Below are 22,734 nucleotides of genomic sequence, written 5' to 3'. Positions count from 1 at the left end.
TTAACAATGTAATGATAAGCGTGTAATGATACATGAGTTTCTTCACTATTCCGTGTCGGGCAAATCTGCCGCACCCATGCGCCGTAGAATAATTTGGGTTTTGTTAAGCAGACGTCGGTCATTACGGTTGTCTTCAAAATATTTGGGATTAGGTAGCATAGCAATCAAAGATGCGGCTTGTCGCTTTGTCAAATGCGCTGCCGACTTATGATAGTAGTGCTGAGCGGCTGCTTCAATGCCATAGACGCCTTTGCCAAACTCTGCGACATTGAGATAAGCAAGCAAAATCCGCTCTTTGGTCCACATATTTTCAATCATCAAGGTAATTAACGCTTCTTCGCCTTTGCGAAAATACGAGCGATTGGGGTATAAAAATAAATTCTTGGCAAGCTGTTGGCTAATGGTTGAGCCGCCCGCGCTGATAGCCCCCGCTTTTTCATTTTTCTTAATCGCATTCTCAATGCCCTGCACATCAAAGCCAGCGTGATTGACAAAGTTGGCATCTTCGCTGGCAATCGCCGCCCGTTTTACATTCACCGAAATTTGATTATCATCCACCCAGGTCTGACTGACAGGGGCAAAATTGCCCAAGCGATACAGTATCATGAACATGCTGTTGTTGATAGGCTGGGTTTTCCAGACAACCAATAAGGCTGCAACTATTACATGAAACGCAACAAAACAGGCAATGACTATGAGCAAAATACGCTTGACCCAGCCGCCAAACCCAATACCACGGTTGGTGGGTGGTAAAGCTGTGTTGACAGGTTTGGGCTTTATCGACATTTTGGTAGCAGTTTTTTTGGTAGCGGGTTTGGTCACGGTGTATTCCTAACGGCGGGGGCAAAAAGCAGCGATGGCTTAAGCTAAAAATATAACGTATTATGGCATTTTTGGCTATATGCTAAGGCAGAATATGTCCGACTTCGACGCCCAAAACATGACAAATCCGCACAATCACATGATGGGTGAGCCGACTACTTGGCGATTATATGGCACAGTGGGCTGTCATCTGTGTGAAATCGCTGAAAGCTTATTGCGTCAAGCACAAGCCGTTGCCGATATACGCTGGCAGTCGATTGATATTGCCGAGTTACCAGAACAAGAGATGCTGGAATTTGCTGATAAAATACCTGTGCTAGTCACCGCTACCAAGACCTTATATTATCCTTTTTCCATCATGGATATTATGGCGTTAAGCTGAAAAGCCAATATAGATTATTGGCATAATATTAAAAATTTAATTCATTATGTCTTGGCAGATTTTTTTTATAATCAACTCCTTAACGCTTATTGCCCATTGTTCGCATCGCAATCTGATAAATCGCAACCTAATAATCCTTATGCGTATTATTTTAAAAGCATAGCTAGCCCCTTTGCAAAGGACACACCATGAAAGACTTATCCAAAATGACGCATATCGAAGACTTACGCCGCGTGGCCGAGCGTAAAGTGCCGCGTATGTTTTATGATTATGTAGACTCTGGGTCGTGGACGCAGACGACCTATTACAATAATGAAACCGATTTTGACCGTATCAAATTACGCCAAAAAGTGCTCCGCAACATGGATGGACGTAGCCTAGCCACCACTATGATTGGTCAACCTGTCACCATGCCGGTGGCCATTGCACCCACGGGATTTACTGGGATGATGTGGGCAGATGGCGAGATGCATGCGGCGCGGGCAGCAGAAAAATTTGGTATCCCCTTTTCGCTATCCACCATGAGTATCTGCTCGATTGAAGATGTCGCCACCCATACCACGGCGCCTTTTTGGTTTCAGTTGTATGTGATGCGCGACCGTGAATTTATGAAAAATCTCATCGCCCGTGCCAAAGCAGCCCATTGCTCGGCATTGATTTTGACCGCAGATTTACAAGTGCTAGGACAACGACACAAAGACATTAAAAATGGCTTGTCTGCCCCACCCAAGCCTACTATCACTAACCTACTAAACCTCATGACCAAGCCTGAATGGTGCTTGCATATGCTCGGCACCAGACGTCATACCTTTGGCAACATCGTCGGACATGTCAAAGGCGTGGAAAACATGTCATCGCTGGGTGCTTGGACGTCGCAGCAGTTTGACCCGACGTTAAGCTGGGATGATGTGGCATGGATCAAAGACTTATGGGGTGGCAAGCTTATTATCAAAGGCATCCTTGACCCTGATGATGCTGTGATGGCGGTACGCAGTGGCGCCGATGCGATAGTAGTGTCAAATCACGGCGGACGTCAGCTTGATGGCGCGGCATCGAGTATTTCAATGCTGTCAGATATCGTACAAGCCGTACAAGCAGAAAGTGGCACCCATGCCACTAGCTGCGAGATTTTCTTAGACAGTGGCGTACGCTCAGGTCAAGATGCGCTCAAAGCCATTGCCCTTGGCGCAAAAGCCGCCATGATTGGTCGGGCATTTTTGTATGGCTTGGGGGCGTATGGCGAGGACGGTGTGCGCCGCGCGCTTGAAATTATCTACAACGAGATGGACATCAGTATGGCATTTGGTGGCTATACCAATATCCAACAGGTGAGCAAAGATATTCTCATCAAAGGCACGTATGAAGACTTGCTGACTCGTCCCTTCATTGTGCGAGAGCGTACTTAGTTGACCGTAGCAAACAGAAGGACGGATGTTAAGTGTTTGTGCACTTTGCCCGTCCTTTTGCTAACCTCTTGTTAACAGCTTTTTTTAAAGCTGATTTTAAAGCTTAGGTAATTGTTTTTGAAGCAGGCTTGCATCCATTTCCCGCGCTTCAAAACCCTGCGCTTCTCTCCAGCCTGCTTCATCACCAAAGTACAAGCGATTAAATTGTTCATCACGATAAAACCGCATGGGCTGACCATTGTCGCCTTGAATCACAAAATTTTGTACAACTTCGCGAAATTTGGCACGGATATTGGCTTCATTGTGGTCGCTTGCAAGCGTCGGGGTGATGATATAAGCCAAATCGCTGTAAAGCTCGGGGCTTAACTGTCTAAACACCGCCTTGTTCTCAAGTAACTTGTGGACGATACGCTTCATATCCTTCAAACCAATCGTGCCTTCATGAAGTTCAAGAAACATCATTTTGATTGCCTCAATGTGTATCAGTATGTATCGCCAAAAAAATGCTAGGGTAACGATTAGCAGTTGAAAAATTAGTGGTTTAACGATTAGTAGTATAACCCTTAAAAAATACGTGCGTTCTCTACCTTCTTTTGGCTTAGGATAAAAAATAATTCGCTACCCTGTCTGGGCTTAATTGAATTATAGCAAGGCGCCAGTGTATCAATGGTGAAAAACTGCTGAAACAATGTTTCATATTCTTGCTTGTCGCCACCAAACGGTGGATTGCTTTCAAAATGCTTATCTAGCAACAAGCCCACCAATTTACCCGTGGGTTTGAGGAGCTTTTGCATTTGCTTGGCATAATCGCTGCGTCTACTGGGGTCAATCGCGCAAAAAAACGTCTGCTCAATAATATAATCAAACTGATACTGCGCAGGGTCTAAGCCAAAAAAATCCGCTTGTAGCAAGTGCGTTTTGGGAAAACTGGGATAGCGCTTGGCAAAATTATCCAAAGGGAGATTGGCAAAATCCACCACATAAACATGGCTAAAACCTTGTTCGTGAAGATAGCCTGCTTCGTAGGCGTTGCCCGCCCCAGGGATTAAAATCTGCACCGATTTACTCACGCCGTTGTCGAGTAAATGCTCGATATAGGCTTGCAGGGGTGGCGAAATTTTACCGATGTCCCACCCAGTATAGCCATTATCATAGCGTTTTTGCCAAAATTCGGCGTCGTTGACCGAGTGTTCAGTTAGCGTGTTGTTATCTTCTATGATTGCTGCTCCTGATAGTTTTTTAGGCTTTTCGAATGGTTAAAATTTGCTCGCTACGACCAAATGCGCCGTGTGCGTCATGTAGCACGCTACTGGTCAGACCCACGCCATCGCTCCCAAATTGTTGCACAGTCTCAAGTCCCAGCCAACGCCCAACAGGCATACGGTGCAGATGGATTTGCAAATCTAAATTGGGGAAAAACCATTCAATGGTATTGGGTTGGTGAATACGCGGTACCACGCCATTGGCGGTATCGACCATCCCCATCAAATGCACAAAGTCGGATGTGGGCTGTACTTCGCCGTTTTCTTCGACCATGTCGATATCGGTATTGATCCACACGATGCCGTCGCCTTGGCGGTTGTCGGGGTCAGCTTTAAGATAAATACTGTCAATATAGCCACCACCCCAATGCTTCATACCGTCCCAGTTCGGGTAGCTTTCTGGATGACCGATTCGCTCATCTTCAAGCCCTGCAATCTCTGATGTATCACTGGTTTGCATACGCCACGCGCGGGCAACGATACAGGTTTTGCCATTGGCTGCCATGGTGGTTTCGATCAGTTCGATAGTGCGACCCGGACGGATGATGTGGGTGGTCACGCTAACATCGCCAAAATGAATCAGCCCAAAAATATCTAGACTGATGCGCCCGATACGCATGTCACTGCGCGGTTTGAATTGTTCAAGCTCGTAAGCTAACAGTCCTGTCGCTGCCGCCATGTGTTGTTCGTTATCATTCCATGCGCCTTGGCAGTGGATATTGCAGCGGTAGTTTGATGTGGTGATATCATCGGTCATGGTGCGGTCAAGCAGTGTGTAATAGGTATTGCCCATAAAGTTCCCTTTTTTGCTTAAAAATTGGTTGTGCCTAGAAATTGGTTATAAATAGAAATTGGTTGTGCCTAAAAATTGGTTGTGCCTAAAATTGCTAAAAAATTGTAGCACATTGGCTATCGGCTATTGGTGGAATTTTTGCAAAGTTGCCGCCATGACAACCCGCCAAACTTCGCACTTGCTTAGCATACACCCGATTTGCATCCGCCAACATCTATCCACCTTCTGCCAATAAATGAGTTTGAAATGCTTAACGATTAGCCGCAAAAAGCCAGTATAATACGCGGATAATATAAAATTTTTTCCTATATTTTGACACTGTCTTATATTTTGATATTCGCCTGTATTTTGACACCCTATTTTAACAACATAAAGATAAGTAATCCTATGACTGCAACTGCCCTACTTGATACCGATCACATCAACACCGAAAAGCCGCCGTTTATCTTGGTGGACGGCTCATATTATATGTTCCGCAATTTTCACGCCTTGCCTGTCACCATGCAAACCACCCAAGGCTTGCACACCAACTCCATCCGCGGCACGCTCAACGCCCTCAAAAAACTGATGGAAAAATACCGCCCGACACACATGGCGGTGGCATTCGATACCAAAGCGCCCACCTTTCGCCACAAGCTTTCCCCCATTTATAAAGGCGACCGCCCAGAAATGCCCGCCGAACTTGCCGAGCAAATCCCTTACATTCACAAGATGATACAAGCGATGGGCATACCCCTCCTCGCCATTGAAGGCGTAGAGGCTGACGACATCATCGGTACACTCGCCCACCGTGCTTGCCTAGAAGGTCATCATGTCATCATCTCCACAGGCGACAAAGATATGTGCCAACTGGTCAATCCTTGCGTCATCGTGGAAAACAGCTTTGATGACAAGCGTTACGACATCGCAGGGGTCAAAGAAAAATTTGGCGTTGAGCCCCGTCAAATCATCGACTATCTCACCCTCATGGGCGACGCGTCGGATGGTATCAAGGGTGTCGCAGGCATCGGCGCAAAAACCGCGCAAAAACTGCTTGAGCAATACGACAGCATTGACAATATCCTTGCCAATGTCGACCAGTTAAAAGGCAAGCAACAACAAACCTTTTTGCAAAGCACCGACAGCATTGCGCTGGATAAACGCTTGGCGACCATCATCACCGACCTTGATATCGTGCCTGACTGGGAGACGTTGCGACTACCGAGTGACCCAAGTTTTAACATAGCAGAAAAACGCGCAATTTTTACCGAACTGGAATTTAAAAGTGAAATAGCGTCGCTCAATCATCCGTTTCACCCGTCCAATAACGGCAATTTTAAAGCCGCTGAGCCTGCTCAAAATGCTGTGGTGGAAGCGATTAAAACTAGCCAAGATAGCAAAAATACTGCCAACAAACAGTGGCATACTGTCACCAGCCAAGCCGATTTTGATACGTTAATCCAACGCCTTGGCGCATCAAAGCATTTTGTCATTGATACCGAAACCACCGATGTAAATTGGCAACATGCCGAGCTTGTCGGCTTATCGTTTGCGCTGCAGTCTCATGAAGCCTATTATGTACCTGTTGCCCACGTTGATGAGATGGGCAATCGGATTGAACAACTTGCCCGTGAGGATGTTTTAGCCCAGTTAAAACCGATTTTGCAAAATCCACAAATCGGCAAAATCGGTCAGCACTTAAAATATGACGCGCATATTTTGGCAAATTACCATATCGACTTAATCAACGAGCCGAGCAACTGGGCAATGGATACCATGCTTGCCAGCTATGTGATTAACGCTGTTGCTACCCGCCACGGTATGGACGACTTGGCACGCCACTATCTACACACCCAAACCATCACCTTTGAAGATGTGGCAGGTAAAGGCGCCAAGCAAATCACCTTTGACAAAGTCCCTTTAACCGTGGCAAGTGACTACGCCTGTGAAGACGCCGATATCACCTATCAGCTATTTGAACTGTTTAGCGAAAAACTCAACGCCGAACCGAACAACGCCAAGCTGCTGCATGAACTAGAAATCCCCGTTGCCCAAATCCTGTGCCAAATGGAGCATGATGGGATTTTGCTCAATAAAGCGTTTTTGGGGGAACTATCCGCGCGCTTTGATGAAAAAATCCAAGCACTTGAAACAGTCGCCTTTGCGCAAGCGGGCGAAACCTTTAACCTTGCCAGTCCAAAGCAGTTGGGTGAAGTGCTGTTTGACCGCTTAGGCATCACAGGCGGTAAAAAAACCAAAACCGGGCAATACTCCACCAGTGAAGCGGTGCTTGCCACCATCGACCATCCGCTAATTGAAACCGTGCTTGAGCATCGCAGTCTGTCTAAGCTTAAAAGCACCTACACAGACGCGTTGGCAAATGTGGCAGACAGCAACGACCGTGTGCATACCAGTTATCATCAAGCGTTGACGACCACAGGACGGTTGTCATCGACTGAGCCAAATTTGCAAAACATCCCTATTCGCACTGATACTGGGCGGCTCATTCGTGGCGCGTTCATTGCCCCCAAAGGTCGCAAAGTGCTATCAGCCGACTATTCGCAAATCGAGCTTCGGCTGATGGCACACTTTGCCAATGACCCTGTGCTCATCCGCGCGTTTCAGGAGGGGCATGACATTCACCGCGCCACCGCCGCTGAGATTTTGGGCAAGGCGTTTGATGATGTCACCAGTGAAGAACGTCGCCAAGCCAAAGCGGTCAACTTTGGGCTACTCTATGGCATGAGTGAATTTGGGCTTGCCAAGCAGTTGGGCTTTACTCGCCAGCAAGCGCAAGACTATATCAAGCTGTACTTTGCCCGCTACCCTACGGTACGTGCCTATATGCAAGCCACCCGCACGGCTGCCCAAAATCAAGGCTATATCACCACGATTTTGGGGCGTAAGCTATTTACCCCCGATATGCAGCACCCCAACCGCGGCGTGCGCCAAGCGGCAGAACGCGCGGCGATTAATGCGCCACTACAGGGCAGTGCTGCCGATATCATCAAACTTGCCATGATTGCGGTGAATGAGGTATTGCCCCAAGACCATGCCAAAATGCTATTACAGGTGCATGATGAGCTGGTGTTTGAAGCGGATGAGGATAAAGCCGAGGCGATTGCCGAGTTGATAAAAAACGCCATGCAAGAGGTGCTATCTAAGACAGCCAAAGATAAAGGCTGGGATGTGGATTTTGCGGTGCCGCTTGTGGTTGAAGTGGGCATTGGTGATAATTGGGATGAGGCGCATTAAGCTTTATTAGTAGTTGAGTAAACCGATTGGCTCAATCCGAATTTGTCAGTTATACTTTGAGAAAAGCGAATAAGGAGAGAGACATGGCGCAAATTGTTTTAACCCTTGATGATGAGGTACTTGAGCAAGTTTTGCACCAAGCCAAAGCGGAAAACTTGTCGTCTACTAGTTGGCTTGATAAGCTAATCAAACAACGTGTTGGTATGTTTAATCAGCCTAATAAAGTCAATTCTCACTGGTCGTCTGACGTGCAAGAACTAGCAGGAGCGTGGCAGGATTTTCCAACTTTGGAAGACATTCGCCTTTTTAAATAAGTTTTTTAAAGTTCATATGAAAACCCACAGATTTTGTGGGTTTTTTATTACGTTACAAATTATCTACTAAAACTTAAACGGTGCTTTACTCTATTTCGACGATTTAACGCTTCTGCTCGATATACCGAAAAGGTACGCAAAGCTAAACGTTTTGGCTTTTTGGCGGTTGGAGTTGAGCTTGAAAATGCCGAAAGTTCATTAATTGATTGAGCAAAAGCAGATTGTTCTGACTGTTGAAGTCGTCTTTCTAACTCATCTGCTGGTGTCGATTTAATCTCTTGAACAACGGCATTTAAGATTTCTTGATTAATCATCATGATATCCTGTAATTTATGCCAATTGATTTAACTATTAAGACATTCTTTGATAAAAATATCAATAGGCTTTTTGATAATGAACGCAGGAAAGGCATTTGCAAACGGTACTTTTCTTAAATTTGGTACTGATAAATTCATGCGACAAACAGTGAATTGTTGATTCGATACTCGTTCTAATATGTTAATAAAATCGTCCAACTTTGCACCATAAGTGGCTTCATCATATAAACCGATTGGATAAGCGTCTAAAAACGCTTCATATAACGCGATATCTCCCACAAAATCTAGTAATTCTTCTTCAGGAATATGTATTTCGCAATCAAATTGTACTAATGAACAATCTTGCTTTCTGTCGTATATATTGGCTTTATTTAAAGCAAAATCCCACCATTGTTTTGATAATTCTAAAGCGTTTTTTCGATTACTTTCATAGTTCCAAAAATATAATCCACTGCCCGCTTTACCAGAATTTTCTTGTGGCACAATAAATCCATTTTTATTGATATTTTTCGCATGGTATGCGGTTGTAGCGTGAATGCCTTTTAGTATGAGCAATTTTTATATCTCTTTCATAAAATACTATGTTTAAATAAATCGAATTAAATTCTCGCTTCTAATTTCAAAGGTAAAGATTTATTTATCCTACTTTGCGTTTTAAGAAATATTAACTTCCAAAACATAAATTGGTACTAACTTTTCTAACAGTTGCTGGCTGTTATTATCAGATTTGTAAGCTGTTCTATGGGTAATGTAATGCTCCTTTACTTTGGTCAATTTGGCACCAGAAGCAAAAACTACTTCTTTTTCATGTCCTTTATCAGTTCCTTTCTGTTTAAATACATAAACATTCGTTCTTGGGCTTAAAACTCTTAAAACCATTATATCTATTCTTTCATTATCATAAGCTTTACCACACCACTCAGCATTACGTAAGGCTACTTGCGGACAAAAAGTTGTAGATAAAGGTCTATCAGTAATTATTGTGTCAGTTGAATGATTATACCAATAACCACCATGAATTAGAGTCTGCCCTACACTTAATTTAATACCAATGTTATTAATTTCTTTATCAACATTAAAAACATTACAACGAGCATACCGATTTTGATAATTCCATAAAAATTGGGGTATTTTAGATGGCATATAACTTCGCCATACCTTGAAAACTTTACTTTTTTCAATTATGTCATCAATGGCAAATTCCAATTGATTATCTTCACCTTTATTCGCCATATACATAGCAGATTGCAAATGGTTTTCTAAAATAATTTGATAAATTGGAATACCACGAGTAACTAAGTTTAAATCGTAATTTGATTGCCTTATTTCATCTTGTGTGGCATTCCTATATTTTTGTAAAACAAGGTTTTCTTCAAAAATATTAAATAGTGGTAGATAGACATTCATAACTTTACCTTAATTGCAAAAAAAGGCATAACAAGACTCAATTATGCCTAATTTTTTCAAATAGACTTAAATTACAAACTTCTTAACTGCTCAATTTGTTTATGCATTTCGGCAAGTTGGCTATCCATCTCAGCTAGTTTCGCTTTCTCGCTTTCCACCACATTGGCAGGCGCTTTGCTCACAAAACTTTCATTAGAAAGCTTACTACGCAGACTTTCTGCTTGTTTAGTAAGCTTTTCTTGCGCTTTGGCAAGGCGATTAAGCTCCGCCGTTGGGTCAATCAAGCCTTTCATCGGCACGAGCACTTTTAACTGCCCGACCATACTCGATGACGACAACGGTAACTCTTTATCAGAGCCGTCACCCGCATTCACAATAGTCAGCGTATCGACTTTGGCAAGCGATTTGAACTGATTTTCAATACGGCTAAGACGGGCGGTTTCCTCATCGCTGATGTTATCAAGTAGCACAGGCAGACGCACCGCATTGCCAAGCTTCATTTCACCGCGGATGTTACGAATCGCCCCAATCAGCGCTTGTAGCCACGTCATGTCATGCTCAGTCTGTAGGCTGATTAGGCTATCATCCGCTGTTGGGAAAGCAGCAGTCATGATACTGTCAGTCGCTTTTTTATCGATGATAGGGGCAATGGTCTGCCAAATGCTCTCGGTGATATACGGCATAATCGGGTGGGTAAAGCGCATGGCGACTTCAAGGCAGTTGAGCAGCACATAGCGGATTTGGGCTTTACGCTCGGCACTCACCGACTCATCGTTTAAGCTCGATTTGGCAAGCTCGACATACCAGTCGCAGTATTCATTCCAGATAAACTCATAGATATCTTGGCTCACCAAGTCAAAACGGTACTGGCTCATGTGCTCATGGATGGCTTTCACCGTGGAGTTTAGACGGCTCATAATCCACTGCTCTGGCAATTCCCACAACTCAGTATTGGCGGTTTTGTCGATGTTTAGCGCATTGCCATCTTTATCGACACAGTTCATCAGCACAAAACGGGTGGCATTCCAAATCTTATTACAAAAATTGCGATTGCCTTCAATGCGCTTGAGGTCAAAATTGATATCACGTCCCGTACTGGCAAGCGACGTGAAAGTGAAGCGCAGTGCGTCCGTGCCAAACGCAGGGATACCGTCGGCAAATTCTTTGCGCGTGGCTTTTTCGATTTTTTGCGCGTCTTTGGGGTTCATAAGACCTGTGGTGCGTTTGGCGACTAGGGTTTCTAAATCAATGCCGTCAATCAGGTCAATCGGGTCAAGTACGTTGCCTTTGGATTTGGACATTTTTTGCCCTTGTCCATCACGCACCAAGCCATGCACATACACCGTCTTAAATGGCACTTGCGGGTTGCCGTCTTTGTCTTTGATAAAGTATAGGGTCATCATCATCATACGGGCAACCCAGAAGAAAATGATGTCAAAACCAGTGACCAATACGCTGGTTGGGTGGAAGGTTTTGAGTGCTTGGCTATAGTCGTCAAAGTTTAGCTCGCCTGTCCAATCAAGGGTGCTAAACGTCCACAATGCCGAGCTAAACCAAGTGTCTAGTACGTCACTATCTTGGCGCAGCGCTAGGCTATCAGCAAGGTGGTATTTTTGGCGGACTTCCGCTTCATCACGCCCGACATAGATATTGCCCTCGTCATCGTACCACGCAGGGATACGGTGTCCCCACCAAAGCTGACGGCTGATACACCAGTCTTGGATATCGCGCATCCACGCCATATACATATTTTTGTACTGGGCAGGGACAAACTCGGTGCGCCCGTCTTCCACCGCCTCGATGGCAGGTTTTGCCAGTTTTTCGATGGATACATACCATTGGTCAGTGAGCCACGGCTCAACGATGGTGTTACTGCGGTCGCCTTTGGGCACTTTTAAATCATGCGGTTTGATTTCTTCAAGCCAGCCTTCAGCCTCGCTTTGCTCAACCATTTTTTTACGCGCGGCAAACCGCTCAAGTCCTGCATACTCGCTTGGCGTGGTCTCAAGCTGTGGCTCTTTGGTTTGTAAATCAGTAAAAATCTGCATCTCTGGCAAGATATTCGCTGAATTATCAAAGATATTAATCATCGGCAAATTGTGGCGTTTGCCTGTTTCATAGTCATTAAAGTCATGGGCAGGGGTGATTTTGACACAGCCTGTGCCAAATTCCATGTCCACCGCTTTGTCATCGCCCACAATCGGCACAATGCGACCTGTAATCGGTAGCGTCACGGTTTGCCCGATAAGGTGCTGGTAGCGTGCGTCTTCTGGGTTCACGGCAACGGCAGTATCACCGAGCAAGGTTTCTGGGCGGGTGGTGGCAACGACAAGGTAATTTTTACCATCTTGGGTTTTGGCATTTTTGTCGGTCAAATAATAGCGAAAATGCCAGAGTGAGCCTTTCTCGTCATGATTTTCTACTTCCAAATCCGACAAGGCGGTTTGTAGCTTAGTATCCCAGTTGACTAGACGTTTACCGCGATAAATCAGTCCATCTTCGTACAGACGCACGAACACTTCTTTGACGGCATTGGACAACCCATCATCCATGGTAAAACGCTCACGGCTCCAGTCCACCGAGCTACCTAGACGGCGGATTTGGCGGGTGATGTTGCCACCGCTCTCGGCTTTCCACTCCCAAATCTTTTCAAGGAACTTTTCGCGCCCCAAATCATGGCGTTTGATGCCTTGGGCGTTCAATTGACGCTCAACGACCATTTGCGTGGCAATCCCTGCGTGGTCAGTGCCTGGTTGCCAGAGGGTGTTTTCGCCCAGCATTCGGTGATAGCGGGTGAGCGTGTCCATGATGGCATTGTTAAAGCCGTGCCCCATGTGCAGTGAGCCTGTGACATTCGGCGGTGGCAGGGCAATAGAAAACGATTGTTGTTTATCATAGCTTGGCTGAAAATAGCCTTTGTCTTCCCACACTTGGTACATGCCGTTTTCGACGTCGCTTGGGTTGTAAGCGTTTTCTAAAGACGTTAAGGCTTGGGCGATTTGATGTTGCGTGCTCATAGATGGTCAACTTTTGCAATAAAAAAGAAAGGAATGTCAAAAAGGTAATTAACGGATTTTACCGTAAATTGCCTAGATTGTAGAGTATTTTGTGGGTAAGATAGCGGTTGATAAAATAATAAATGGGTTAATAACTCGTAAGGTTTGCGTTATGCACTTAGAATCTCTAAAGATTAAGAACTTTCGGATTTTGGAAGATGTGACAATTGAGAAATTGGGTCATGTGAATTTGATTGTGGGGAAAAACAATTCGGGGAAAAGTACCGTTCTTGAAGCCTTAGCTTTGTTAGCAAGTGGGTTTAATCCTGAAGTAATGCTATTTATTTCAAATAATAGAAATGTATATCGTCATCTAAATACAAAAGACACAGAATCTAAGGTATTTTCAATTGAAAATATCATAAGTAAATCTAATGAGAACCCTTTTTTGAATTGGACTTATATTGGAAATCAAAGCCATTATTTAACTTTTGGTTATGTTAAGAATGGTAAAAATAATAATTTGGACATAGATAGAGAAAAAGGATATTCATTTACCTATTTTATTGATGATAGAAATTTTATGAACTTTGAAGTCAAAGCTATGAGTAATAGAGCTTTATTTATGGATATGTCCGAAAATTCACATCATATGAAAAAGAAAGCTTTTAATTTTGGTTATATCACTACTAATAACATTGACTTAAATTTGTTTGCTTCTTCATGGGATAAAATTGCATTAACAGATGATGAAAATTTAGTTTTGGAAATGCTTAAGTTGATTGATAGCGATATAACTAACTTGGCTTTTCTAAGTTTGGTGGATTCTGAAACAAGAATACCATTTGTTAGACTTAAAAATATTGAAAGAAGAATACCATTACATCAAATGGGTGATGGAATTTTCAGACTATTACAGATTATTTTAGAAATTCCAAAGTCAAAAAATAGTATCCTTTTAATAGATGAATTTGAAAACGGACTACATTACAGCGTTCAGCCCAAAGTTTGGGAACTTATCTTTGAACTCGCCCACCGCTTTAACATCCAAGTATTTGCCACTACCCACAGTTGGGACTGTATCGAAAGTTTTTCCCAAGTCGCCAAAGACCGCACCGACATGGAAGGCGTACTATTTCGCATGGGTCACAGCGTCCGCAAATCTGATAAAGGCAAACTTATCGCCACCGTATTTGATGAAGATGACTTATACAATCTAACCAAAATGAATATTGAGGTTAGATAATGATAAAGCACCTTATTGTTGAAGCAGAATCAGATAAATTATTTATCCAAACTTTTTTGCGTCATGAAAATCTAAACCTTCAATTAAACATTGACGTAGCAACACCCCAAGACCTTGAGCCAACCGCCTACACGACAAAACAAGCAGTATTGCAACAGCTGCCAAGGTTAGTAAAACTTTTAGAAACAGGACAAGTAAGCCATATTGGTATTTTGGTTGACATGGATTTTACTGATAAAACCGATATTAAAACCCAAAATCTACGGCAAATTAGCGAGCGATTAAACCCATTAGGATTTTATCAATTCCCACAACAAAATGATGAATTAGGTATTTATTTTGAAAATTTAGATTACGATAACCCAATTGGCGTTTGGCTAATGCCAAATAATCAAGATGAAGGCTATCTCGAAACTTGGATAAAAATGACGATGCCAACGAATGAACAAAATCATTTTGGACAAATCGAAAACTTTATCCATAGCCTTGGAACAAGCCATTTTAAAAATCCTACCACATCACTGGATAAAGCACGGATTTATACATGGCTTGCCACCCAATCAAAACCCACCCAAGATTTATCAAAAGCCTTGGCACTAGCTGACCCAAACACCGCTACCTACCAAAATTTTAAAAACTGGCTTATTACCACATTTGGATAAAGCAAAAAACCGCCATTTTAAAGGGCGGTTTTTATTAAAATCAATCCATTTTACCAGGCACAGGATTATCCAAAATTGTTTGGGTTTGTTTGGCGCGAAAATCACTGATTTTTTGCGCGAGGGTGCTATCACCAATCGCCAAAATTTGCGCTGCCAGTAGCCCTGCATTTGCCGCGCCCGCTGCCCCGATGGCAAGCGTACCCACCGCCACCCCTTTGGGCATTTGCACGATGGATAGCAAACTGTCCCAACCGCTTAGGATGGAGGACTTGACAGGTACACCAAGCACAGGCAAATCCGTCTGAGACGCACACATCCCGGGCAGATGCGCCGCGCCGCCTGCCCCTGCGATAATCACAGACAGTCCGCGAGCTTTGGCAGTTTTGGCATAGTCAAACAATCTATCAGGGGTGCGATGTGCCGATATTACTTCACACTCAAATGGTACCCCAAAATCCGCTAGCACTTGCGCGGCGTTTTGCATGGTTTCCCAGTCAGATTGACTACCCATGATGATACCGACTTTGGCTTGACCTTGTGGCGATGGGATGGGTGGTGGTAGCTGGTGTGTCTGGGCGTTTGGCTGGCTTGCTGACATGGAAAATTCCTTTTGCCAAAAAATTGACGGACTAAAAATAAAAAAACGTGCATGAAATGCACGGTTAAAACTTAATATAGCATGATTTTTTACCCTTGAAAATCAAAATCTATGAGGCAACTATATCACCACATTGGCGGGTACTCGCGGCTTTTGTTCAGGGGCAAATTTTTGATGACTAAGCATGGCCAGCTGCGTCTCAATCGTATCGCACATCATCCCTAAGGGCAATTCGTTTTCCCCCGTACCAAACGGCTCGCTGATTTCATCGACGATTTCATTGAGCGCCATAAAGGTGTAGCCGACAAAACTGACTACAAATGGCGTTACCCAGCCAATCGCATTGCCCAGTCCAAATGGCAGCATAAAGCAATACAGATACACAGTGCGATGCAGCAGCACAAAATAGGCATACGGAATCGGTGTGTTATTAATGCGTTCACAGCCCGCTTGGATATGGGCAATTTCACCCAAGGTGTTATCCAAGCTTTGCCATTGCCAAACATCGATTTTTTGCTCGGCTTGCCAGTTGGCGAGCATCTGCCCCATGATTTGGGTCAAGCGTAACGCAATAAAGTTTTGCCCAACCACGGCTTGCTGTTCTTCAACTGTTAATAGCCGCTGCAGGTTTGCTGTATTATCCTCACTCCGCAGCTGTTGGCGTAGACTGTGGACAAAAGCGATTTGATGGCGGATAAAGGCTTGTTTTTCCGCCATACTGACATTGGGCAGTGTCATCACTTGACGGGCGATGTTTCGACTTAGCCAAACCAGCGTGCCCCACAGTTTACGCCCTTCCCAAAACCTGTCATACGCTGCGTTATTACAAAACCCGTGGAAAATCGCAAGAGAGATACCGAGTATCGCAAACACCGAAGGATTGAGCGGTACAGGCTCGGTGGCGATATGGGTTTGATAAAAATAGATGAAAAAGGAGAAAATAAACAACAAAACTTGTGGCACAATCAGCCGTTTAAAATACGAGCCTTGCATCACAAACAGCATCTTTAGCGGCTCAATCGGACGTCGAATCATACCTAACTCATCTTAATCGTTTGCTCACTGGCTATCATTTTTAGCCGTAAGCTTTAAATAAATATTTTAATTTATGTTACACCCAGTTTAGCTTTGGGTTAATGCTGATATTGAATAAAATTCGCTGAGGTCAAAGCCGGATGATCGGTGTCAAATTGATAAGCCGTCAAAAAACCATCTTTGGCAGCAGAATAATCCACACAGACCACTTGATGACTAAGTAGCTCAGGCGTGCCATTGAGCCAATAATGCCCGACAAAAATAGGTTTGTCATGGTCAAGACCAAACAAAATCTCAGCGGTCAACGTGTCTTTAGGAATATGAATCAAATCTTCTTGACTGGCGCGCGCAATCTGGTGAATCGGCTGAAACGACAAACTCGGTTGCCACCACTGTATCCGTACATTTTTACGTTGATGACCTTCTTTATCGACCAAATGAATGCCTTCAGGTAGCGGTGCTTCCACACCTTTAAGCACTCTTTCCAGTGCCTCAAAAGGTGGCGTGCCTTCCTCACTGGTTTTTTGTAGCGCAACGGGCGTCAAGCGATTGTCGGTTGTTAACAGCGGTTTTAAAATCGCCATCGCATCACTGTCCCAACAAGCATGCACAAAACACGCATCATCCAGCGCTAGCCACAGCGGTAATTCATAAAACCGCTTGAGCCAAAACTGGTGCAACTCACTACCAAACCCTACTTCATCAAGGAACGCTTGATGCTGCGAGGTATTTTTATCATTATGTTGTCGTAAATATTGGCTTGCATCGCGGGCATCGGGTGTTGCGTAAGCTAACGCATTATACTCGTGATTACCCATGACCGCGAGCGCTTGCCCGTGGTCAATCATCGCAAATACGATAGATAAGGTTTGCAGCTGTTGACTGCCCCTATCAATCAAGTCGCCTATAAAAATCGCTTGGTGATTAGGAGGCGCTTGAAAACACTGACCATCATGTTGATAGCCCAACTGCGTCAGTAACCCAATGAGTTTATCTGCCTGACCATGCACATCACCAATCACATCATAAATCATATTTTTTACCTTTTACTGCTTTTTACGACTTTACCGTTAACCAGCCAAGCGACTGTTAACTAGGCAACCTGTGGCTGTACAACCTATGAATGGGCAAGCTGTAATCAGGCAAGCGGCGCCACGCAATTTTTTGCCCCCAAATGTTAGCCACCAAAGCCTAAAAATCTAGGGTGCATTAATTGGTTAAAAAAATGCGCCACAATACCGGGCTCAATGGCAATGGTAGCTAACATACCAAAAATACCACCCACCAAATGTGCCGAATGATTGATACTGCCGCGACCTTGCCCATCCGCCCACACACTATACGCCACATACGCCACCGCGAACACAATCGCAGGTACAGGAATCACAAACAGCAATAATGTCGACCAAGGATTCATCAAGATATAGCTAAAAATTACTGCTGAAACAGCGCCCGATGCGCCTAGACTGCTATAACGAGGATTGTTTTTTTGTTTTAGATAGGTTGGCATAATTGCCACCACCAAAGCGGCAAAATAAAACAGCACAAACCCTAGACTGCCGAGTTTGGACATGAACAAACCCTGTACCGCTTGCCCAAACGAATACAAAGTAAACATATTAAAAAACAAATGCATCCCATCGGCATGGATAAAACCATGGGTGACAAAGCGATCAACTTGTCCACGCTGCACCGCAGGCGGATAAAAAATCAACCTTTGCATCAGTTGGGGTGATTGCCAAGCTAATAAACTGACAACCACTGTAATGATAATGATAAATAAAGTATGGTTAGAAAAAAGTGACATAGCACCTCAAAATGGCAATAAATAATGGTAAGTACGATTATGATAAAGATAGCGTATTATCTCAATAAGCCAAATGTGAATTTATTAATATAGGTGATACCTAAAGCTACCTTGTAGTATTACTTTCACCTTGTAGCATGAAACTAATGACAAAGCCTTCAAATTTTAGCAACACACCTTTACCCAAGTTTACCCAAAATGGGGACGATTGGAATTTTTAACACAATATTTACGCAATAGTTACCTTAACATAACTGAAGGCGTGCCGATTTTGCTTTAATTTATTAGCTATATTTGAGTAATACTGCAAAAGACTTAACAAAATCTGTTGAGTTGCAGCAGTTTTTCTCAGTATTGTTAAGCGTAAATTAAATAGCAATGCAATAATAAACCCAACAACCATAAATAATAATTTTTGAAAATATATAATAGAATTATTGGCTAGTGTGCTGGATATAAAAATAATACATTGGTTTTATGGTGGTTGATAACCCTTCATTTTCTTGAGGATTGAATTATGAATATCATTGAACATTTAACCCGTACAGTAACACCCGTTCTTTTAAATAATGCAAATGACGAAAACCGCTCATCTTTATTAGAAAAATTATACGCTATTATGGTTGCCCGTCTTGCTGACGGTAACATCTCTAACAGCTTTGCTAATGCAACCATCGCTGATGATGACCACGGCTTTTTTGACCGTGTACTGCCAGACACGAACCATCGTACAGAGCTAGTGCAACAGCTCTCACGTCATTACAGTGTACCAGAGCAAGAGACTACTTCGTTGGTAAGCCGTGCCGCTCCCCTAGTACTGCGTGAACTACGCTCACTTGCGGGTACAACACCACTTAATACTTTCTTATCGAACAATATTGCGTCTGTGGCTTCTGTGATTCCTGCTTGGGCATATGCATTTATCCCAGCGGGCATTTTGACTATGTTGAATTTGTCGCCTGCGCATGCAGCCACCACGCCTACTGTCCAAGCGACCACTCGTAGAGAGGAGCATTTGGTTGCTACGCCGAAAGCTGAAGAAGGCGGCTTGATGAAAATGTTACTGCCAATTATTGGCCTGTTGATTTTAGGTGCACTCGCTTGGGCTTTATTAAAATCATGTAACAAAACTGAGCCAGTCGCGACGCCAGTTGTGGCTTCTACCACTGCTTCAACAACGACAACGACTACCACGACTGAAGTCTCTGCGGCAAGTGCAACAGATACCTCAGCCCTAGCTGTGGCGTCCGCTACTGATACCGCTGTTGCTAGTATGCCAATGGCTTCTGGCACTACGATGACCACCACTGAGACAACGGCAACAACTATCTCTAGCACTGAGCCTTCAGTGGTATTTGAAAATGGTCGCCTAAGCTTCTACTTTGCTACAGGTAAAGCACAAGTTGCTGGTAATGCTAAAGAAAAAGCCAATGATATCCTTGAAGCCGCTAAACAAGGTAAAAAAATCGGTATCAGTGGTTATACCGACAGCACGGGTAATGCCGCTGCCAATGAGAAGTTAGCAAAAGAGCGTGCCCAAGCGGTTAGATCATTCTTAGTAGCTAATGGTGTGCCACAATCACAACTTGAATTGATCAAACCACAAGACACGACAGGTGCTGCAGGTAAAGACCAAGAAGGCCGCCGTGTCGATGCATACATTGTTGATGACAATGCAATTCCTGCAACCGGTACCACAACCGTTACAACTGTTGCAAGCCCAGCGAATTAAACCACCTTGCGCAGTTGATTCATCGTTAAAAATCCTCGATAAGTTATCGAGGATTTTTTTTGCTGTTAAAAACTTTTAGATGCCACTGGCTTTTTGGGTAAAAAATTTCATTAAGGGTTTGATTTTGCTAACCATACTCACGCCTTCACTGCGTAGCTGCTGAATCGGACGCAACTGTGTACCAAAAATCCAATTAATCCCTGAAAAACTATGCATCATCATCGCGTTATTAGCGTAGCGTTGACGCTCATACCGCTGTAAGGTGGCAAAACTTGCCCATAGCTTGTTGCCTGAACGCTGGTAATCTTTTTGCAAAATATCGCTCAAGGCAATGATATCGAGCATACCCAAGTTTAAACCTTGTCCCGCCAAAGGATGCACCCCATGCGCAGCATCGCCAAGCAATGCCAAGTTGGCTTTGACATAATTTTTGGCATGTTGGGCACCCAGTGGGAAACTGGCGATTGACTCAATCTCAGTGATATCCCCTAATGCGTAGCCACTGGCAAAGGCGAGTTCTTTGGCAAGCTCTTTTGGCGTGAGTGTGAGTAAATCAAGGGCAGCATTGGTCGGCAATGTCCATACCACCGATTGCCAATGTTGCGGGTTCGCCTGATCGTCAGCCGTCACATCTGCCAACGGTAAAAGTGCCAAAGGCCCTGTCGGCAAAAACACTTGTCTGGCTGTCGCCTTGTGTGGCTGCTCGGTTTTGATGGCGCAGCAGATTGCCGTTTGCTGGTACACCAAAGTATCTAACCCAATCCCTGCCGCTTGGCGTACCATAGAGCCGCGTCCATCAGCACCGATTAATAGCTTACCTTGATGCGTGGTGCCATTATCTAAGCTAACTTGATACCCCAAATCTTCACCTTGCCACGCAATATCAGTGACCTTATGCCCTGCAATATGGCGCAAATAAGATTGACCCTGATGGACAAGACGCTCATCGTCAAAACCGTCATACAGCGCTTTTTCGATGATAAAGGGCTCAACCATACTACCCAATAATTGCGGTGTTTGAGCATCACCAAAATTTAGCTCGCCCACGCCATTGGTCTGCCATACCTGCATTTGGGTATAGTCGGCTTTGCGTTTGCTTTGTTCAATACGCTGCCATGCACCGACCTCTTTGAGTAGGTTGATACTGGCGACGCTTAGCGCATAGACACGAGCATCACGCTGGTTGAGTTTTTGCTCCCAGTCGGCTTGAGTGAGGTGTGGGCGAGCATCGATTAAGGTGACAGGATGGCGCGATTGGGCAAGCTTTAACGCCAATGTCGCGCCAACAACACCACCGCCGATGATTAATGTAGTGTTTTTCATGATTTCAGCCCCATCGCAAAGGTAGCCACAGCTGGTTTCACAAATGGCACTTTATCAAAAGCAATGAGTCCGACGTTACGCGCGATTTTGAGCAAGGGATTTTGGTGCATAAAACCATACACCACCGTATCGCAGAAAATTTCTACCCGTTTTTGGTCAGCTTTACGGCGTTTGGCGTAAGTTTGTAGCATGCGACTATCGCCGATATCTTTGCCGCGCATCACTTGCTGTGCCAGCATCTTGGCGAGCGTATCAGCATCGCGCATACATAGGTTAAAGCCTTGTCCTGCCACAGGGTGCAAGGTGTGGGCAGCATTGCCCATGATGACGCAGCGTCCTTTGACTTGACTATCTGCCAATATTTTCACCAGTGGATACGCACCGCGTTTACCCGCTTTGACAAACTTGCCTGCTAGGCTGCCAAAGGCTTGTTGAATGGTGTCAAGAAAGTATTGGTCGTCGTCCAGATAGCGCTGTTCTTCGCCTTTTGGGCACACCCACACCACAGAGCGGCGGTAGCCTTGCTGGGCTTGTCGTCCATCCCCTTGACTGATATCAAACGCATCAACCAAAGGCAACACAGCAACTGCGCCCATTTTATTAAAGCGTTCAATCGCTTGATGCTGGTGCGGTTTGTCCGTCATGACCACGCCCACGACACCTACTTGGTGATAATCGTGTGCAGTTGCGCCAATGCCCAGTAGTTGCCGGCTTGGCGAGTGCTGACCATCGCACGCGACCAATAAATCAGCCGTTAAGGTTTGGCGAGCTTGGTGGGCTTGGTCAAAGCGAATAGTGACATCGGTTGCCGTCTGCTCTATATCGGTCAAGGTGGCACCGTCTAGCAGGGTTATCAGCGGATTGTTTTGCACGGCGAGCAGTAATTTTTTGCCAAGCCATGCGTTTTCCATCACTTGTCCAAAACTTTCCACCCCTTCAGCGTGTTTATTGAGGGTGGCTTTACCAAAACTACCTTCTTCACTGATGTTAACTTCATCGATGCGGCAGGCATGGCTTTGTAAATCATCCCATAGCGCTTTGCCATTAAAGGTGATACCACGATAAATTTGTACCGTACGGCGTGACAGCGCGATGTTACGGCTGTCAAATTGCGCGCGGTCTAAGTCATCATCAGGGCTGATGGTCGGATAGTTGGCTTTTTCTAGTAACGTACTTGAGATGCCTTTGTCGGCAAGCAGTAAAGCAAAGGATAAACCAACATTGCCGCCACCGATAATCACCACAGTTTGGGGGGTAAGAATATTCATGATTGTTCTCTTTTTTAAAGGGCGGTTAAAGCGCACCTTATCAGAATTTTTTACCAGTTTAGCACAAATCCTTACGCGCTTTGTGGCGGCAATTGGGTAAAATCCATAAAGCAAATGTTAAAGGACTAAG

General features: G+C 44.4%; 21 protein-coding genes. 7 read left to right on the top strand and 14 right to left on the bottom strand.

Annotated elements, in window-relative coordinates; translation table 11 throughout:
* Positions 1-45 precede the first annotated feature (45 nt).
* Positions 46-786 (bottom strand): monofunctional biosynthetic peptidoglycan transglycosylase, encoded by a 741-nt coding sequence (mtgA, locus tag RTP55_RS02270; RefSeq protein ID WP_409418402.1) that lies wholly within the window; start codon positions 784-786, stop codon positions 46-48.
* Positions 787-916: 130 nt separating this feature from the next.
* Between mtgA and RTP55_RS02265 the strand changes: the two genes are divergently transcribed.
* Together RTP55_RS02265 and RTP55_RS02260 are read left to right on the top strand one after the other, a co-directional pair.
* Entirely contained in the window at positions 917-1,204 is a 288-nt protein-coding gene (locus RTP55_RS02265) for a glutaredoxin family protein (RefSeq protein ID WP_312383881.1), read from the top strand.
* Positions 1,205-1,392: 188 nt separating this feature from the next.
* Positions 1,393-2,610 (top strand): alpha-hydroxy acid oxidase, encoded by a 1,218-nt coding sequence (locus RTP55_RS02260; protein WP_309592966.1) that lies wholly within the window; start codon positions 1,393-1,395, stop codon positions 2,608-2,610.
* Positions 2,611-2,706: 96 nt separating this feature from the next.
* Here the strand turns inward: RTP55_RS02260 and RTP55_RS02255 are convergent, their stop codons facing one another.
* The 3 genes from RTP55_RS02255 to RTP55_RS02245 form a co-directional block, all read right to left on the bottom strand.
* On the bottom strand, positions 2,707-3,072 hold the full coding sequence (locus RTP55_RS02255; protein ID WP_309592967.1) for a hypothetical protein: 366 nt from the start codon (positions 3,070-3,072) through the stop codon (positions 2,707-2,709).
* Between the two features lie 101 nt (positions 3,073-3,173).
* Positions 3,174-3,827, bottom strand: a complete 654-nt coding sequence (locus RTP55_RS02250) for a methyltransferase domain-containing protein (RefSeq protein ID WP_312383981.1) — start codon at positions 3,825-3,827, stop codon at positions 3,174-3,176.
* 22 nt (positions 3,828-3,849) lie between these two features.
* On the bottom strand, positions 3,850-4,629 hold the full coding sequence (locus RTP55_RS02245) for a thioesterase family protein (RefSeq protein WP_409418401.1): 780 nt from the start codon (positions 4,627-4,629) through the stop codon (positions 3,850-3,852).
* A gap of 423 nt (positions 4,630-5,052) precedes the next feature.
* Between RTP55_RS02245 and polA the strand changes: the two genes are divergently transcribed.
* Positions 5,053-7,899: a DNA polymerase I gene (gene polA / locus RTP55_RS02240; protein WP_312383876.1), complete on the top strand. Its 2,847-nt coding sequence runs from the start codon at positions 5,053-5,055 to the stop codon at positions 7,897-7,899.
* A gap of 83 nt (positions 7,900-7,982) precedes the next feature.
* Positions 7,983-8,213: a hypothetical protein gene (locus tag RTP55_RS02235; protein ID WP_099807592.1), complete on the top strand. Its 231-nt coding sequence runs from the start codon at positions 7,983-7,985 to the stop codon at positions 8,211-8,213.
* A gap of 59 nt (positions 8,214-8,272) precedes the next feature.
* Here RTP55_RS02235 and RTP55_RS02230 read toward each other — a convergent pair whose 3' ends face one another.
* The 4 genes from RTP55_RS02230 to RTP55_RS02215 form a co-directional block, all read right to left on the bottom strand.
* The gene (locus RTP55_RS02230) at positions 8,273-8,527 is read right to left on the bottom strand and encodes a hypothetical protein (RefSeq protein ID WP_099807591.1); all 255 of its coding nucleotides are present in this window, start codon (positions 8,525-8,527) and stop codon (positions 8,273-8,275) included.
* 30 nt (positions 8,528-8,557) lie between these two features.
* Positions 8,558-9,013 carry a hypothetical protein gene (locus tag RTP55_RS02225; RefSeq protein WP_157819353.1) on the bottom strand — a complete coding sequence of 152 codons (456 nt, stop codon included), beginning with the start codon at positions 9,011-9,013 and terminating at the stop codon, positions 8,558-8,560.
* 171 nt (positions 9,014-9,184) lie between these two features.
* On the bottom strand, positions 9,185-9,937 hold the full coding sequence (locus RTP55_RS02220) for a hypothetical protein (protein ID WP_099807589.1): 753 nt from the start codon (positions 9,935-9,937) through the stop codon (positions 9,185-9,187).
* A 71-nt stretch (positions 9,938-10,008) separates the two neighbouring features.
* Positions 10,009-12,954 (bottom strand): valine--tRNA ligase, encoded by a 2,946-nt coding sequence (locus RTP55_RS02215; protein ID WP_312383872.1) that lies wholly within the window; start codon positions 12,952-12,954, stop codon positions 10,009-10,011.
* A 151-nt stretch (positions 12,955-13,105) separates the two neighbouring features.
* Between RTP55_RS02215 and RTP55_RS02210 the strand changes: the two genes are divergently transcribed.
* A complete protein-coding gene (locus RTP55_RS02210) occupies positions 13,106-14,179 on the top strand; it encodes an AAA family ATPase (protein ID WP_312383870.1) in 1,074 nt (357 codons plus the stop codon).
* Positions 14,179-14,841, top strand: coding sequence for a DUF3226 domain-containing protein (locus tag RTP55_RS02205; RefSeq protein WP_060995081.1), 663 nt, complete (start codon positions 14,179-14,181; stop codon positions 14,839-14,841). The genes RTP55_RS02210 and RTP55_RS02205 overlap by 1 nt, the downstream gene beginning before the upstream one ends.
* A 40-nt stretch (positions 14,842-14,881) precedes the next feature.
* On the opposite strand, the gene purE is transcribed toward RTP55_RS02205, so the two are convergent.
* The 4 genes from purE to RTP55_RS02185 form a co-directional block, all read right to left on the bottom strand.
* The gene (gene purE, locus RTP55_RS02200) at positions 14,882-15,439 is read right to left on the bottom strand and encodes a 5-(carboxyamino)imidazole ribonucleotide mutase (protein ID WP_312383867.1); all 558 of its coding nucleotides are present in this window, start codon (positions 15,437-15,439) and stop codon (positions 14,882-14,884) included.
* Positions 15,440-15,559: 120 nt separating this feature from the next.
* Complete coding sequence (locus RTP55_RS02195; RefSeq protein WP_065253624.1) at positions 15,560-16,474, bottom strand: bestrophin family protein; 915 nt, start codon at positions 16,472-16,474, stop codon at positions 15,560-15,562.
* 98 nt (positions 16,475-16,572) lie between these two features.
* A complete protein-coding gene (locus tag RTP55_RS02190) occupies positions 16,573-17,508 on the bottom strand; it encodes a metallophosphoesterase (protein WP_312383865.1) in 936 nt (311 codons plus the stop codon).
* Between the two features lie 143 nt (positions 17,509-17,651).
* Entirely contained in the window at positions 17,652-18,281 is a 630-nt protein-coding gene (locus RTP55_RS02185; RefSeq protein WP_065253622.1) for a rhomboid family intramembrane serine protease, read from the bottom strand.
* Positions 18,282-18,798: 517 nt separating this feature from the next.
* On the opposite strand from RTP55_RS02185, the gene RTP55_RS02180 reads away from it, so the two are divergent.
* Entirely contained in the window at positions 18,799-20,013 is a 1,215-nt protein-coding gene (locus RTP55_RS02180; protein ID WP_312383862.1) for an OmpA family protein, read from the top strand.
* 75 nt (positions 20,014-20,088) lie between these two features.
* On the opposite strand, the gene RTP55_RS02175 is transcribed toward RTP55_RS02180, so the two are convergent.
* Positions 20,089-21,336, bottom strand: a complete 1,248-nt coding sequence (locus RTP55_RS02175; protein ID WP_312383859.1) for an FAD-dependent monooxygenase — start codon at positions 21,334-21,336, stop codon at positions 20,089-20,091.
* Entirely contained in the window at positions 21,333-22,604 is a 1,272-nt protein-coding gene (locus RTP55_RS02170) for an FAD-dependent monooxygenase (RefSeq protein WP_312383856.1), read from the bottom strand. Before RTP55_RS02170 ends, RTP55_RS02175 begins: the two co-directional genes overlap by 4 nt.
* Positions 22,605-22,734 lie beyond the last annotated feature (130 nt).

It is taken from the genome of Moraxella sp. CTOTU47579, from assembly GCF_032004885.1.
Classification (GTDB): domain Bacteria; phylum Pseudomonadota; class Gammaproteobacteria; order Pseudomonadales; family Moraxellaceae; genus Faucicola; species Faucicola tetraodonis.
This window is presented reverse-complemented; position numbering and strand designations above follow the sequence as displayed.

Coding starts and splice junctions, on each gene's coding strand:
- mtgA (WP_409418402.1), bottom strand. CDS start 786: ATGTCGATAAAGCCCAAACCTGTCAACACAGCTTTACCACCCACCAAC.
- RTP55_RS02265 (WP_312383881.1), top strand. CDS start 917: ATGTCCGACTTCGACGCCCAAAACATGACAAATCCGCACAATCACATG.
- RTP55_RS02260 (WP_309592966.1), top strand. CDS start 1,393: ATGAAAGACTTATCCAAAATGACGCATATCGAAGACTTACGCCGCGTG.
- RTP55_RS02255 (WP_309592967.1), bottom strand. CDS start 3,072: ATGATGTTTCTTGAACTTCATGAAGGCACGATTGGTTTGAAGGATATG.
- RTP55_RS02245 (WP_409418401.1), bottom strand. CDS start 4,629: ATGACCGATGATATCACCACATCAAACTACCGCTGCAATATCCACTGC.
- polA (WP_312383876.1), top strand. CDS start 5,053: ATGACTGCAACTGCCCTACTTGATACCGATCACATCAACACCGAAAAG.
- RTP55_RS02235 (WP_099807592.1), top strand. CDS start 7,983: ATGGCGCAAATTGTTTTAACCCTTGATGATGAGGTACTTGAGCAAGTT.
- RTP55_RS02230 (WP_099807591.1), bottom strand. CDS start 8,527: ATGATTAATCAAGAAATCTTAAATGCCGTTGTTCAAGAGATTAAATCG.
- RTP55_RS02220 (WP_099807589.1), bottom strand. CDS start 9,937: ATGAATGTCTATCTACCACTATTTAATATTTTTGAAGAAAACCTTGTT.
- RTP55_RS02215 (WP_312383872.1), bottom strand. CDS start 12,954: ATGAGCACGCAACATCAAATCGCCCAAGCCTTAACGTCTTTAGAAAAC.
- RTP55_RS02210 (WP_312383870.1), top strand. CDS start 13,106: ATGCACTTAGAATCTCTAAAGATTAAGAACTTTCGGATTTTGGAAGAT.
- RTP55_RS02205 (WP_060995081.1), top strand. CDS start 14,179: ATGATAAAGCACCTTATTGTTGAAGCAGAATCAGATAAATTATTTATC.
- purE (WP_312383867.1), bottom strand. CDS start 15,439: ATGTCAGCAAGCCAGCCAAACGCCCAGACACACCAGCTACCACCACCC.
- RTP55_RS02195 (WP_065253624.1), bottom strand. CDS start 16,474: ATGATTCGACGTCCGATTGAGCCGCTAAAGATGCTGTTTGTGATGCAA.
- RTP55_RS02190 (WP_312383865.1), bottom strand. CDS start 17,508: ATGATTTATGATGTGATTGGTGATGTGCATGGTCAGGCAGATAAACTC.
- RTP55_RS02185 (WP_065253622.1), bottom strand. CDS start 18,281: ATGTCACTTTTTTCTAACCATACTTTATTTATCATTATCATTACAGTG.
- RTP55_RS02180 (WP_312383862.1), top strand. CDS start 18,799: ATGAATATCATTGAACATTTAACCCGTACAGTAACACCCGTTCTTTTA.
- RTP55_RS02175 (WP_312383859.1), bottom strand. CDS start 21,336: ATGAAAAACACTACATTAATCATCGGCGGTGGTGTTGTTGGCGCGACA.
- RTP55_RS02170 (WP_312383856.1), bottom strand. CDS start 22,604: ATGAATATTCTTACCCCCCAAACTGTGGTGATTATCGGTGGCGGCAAT.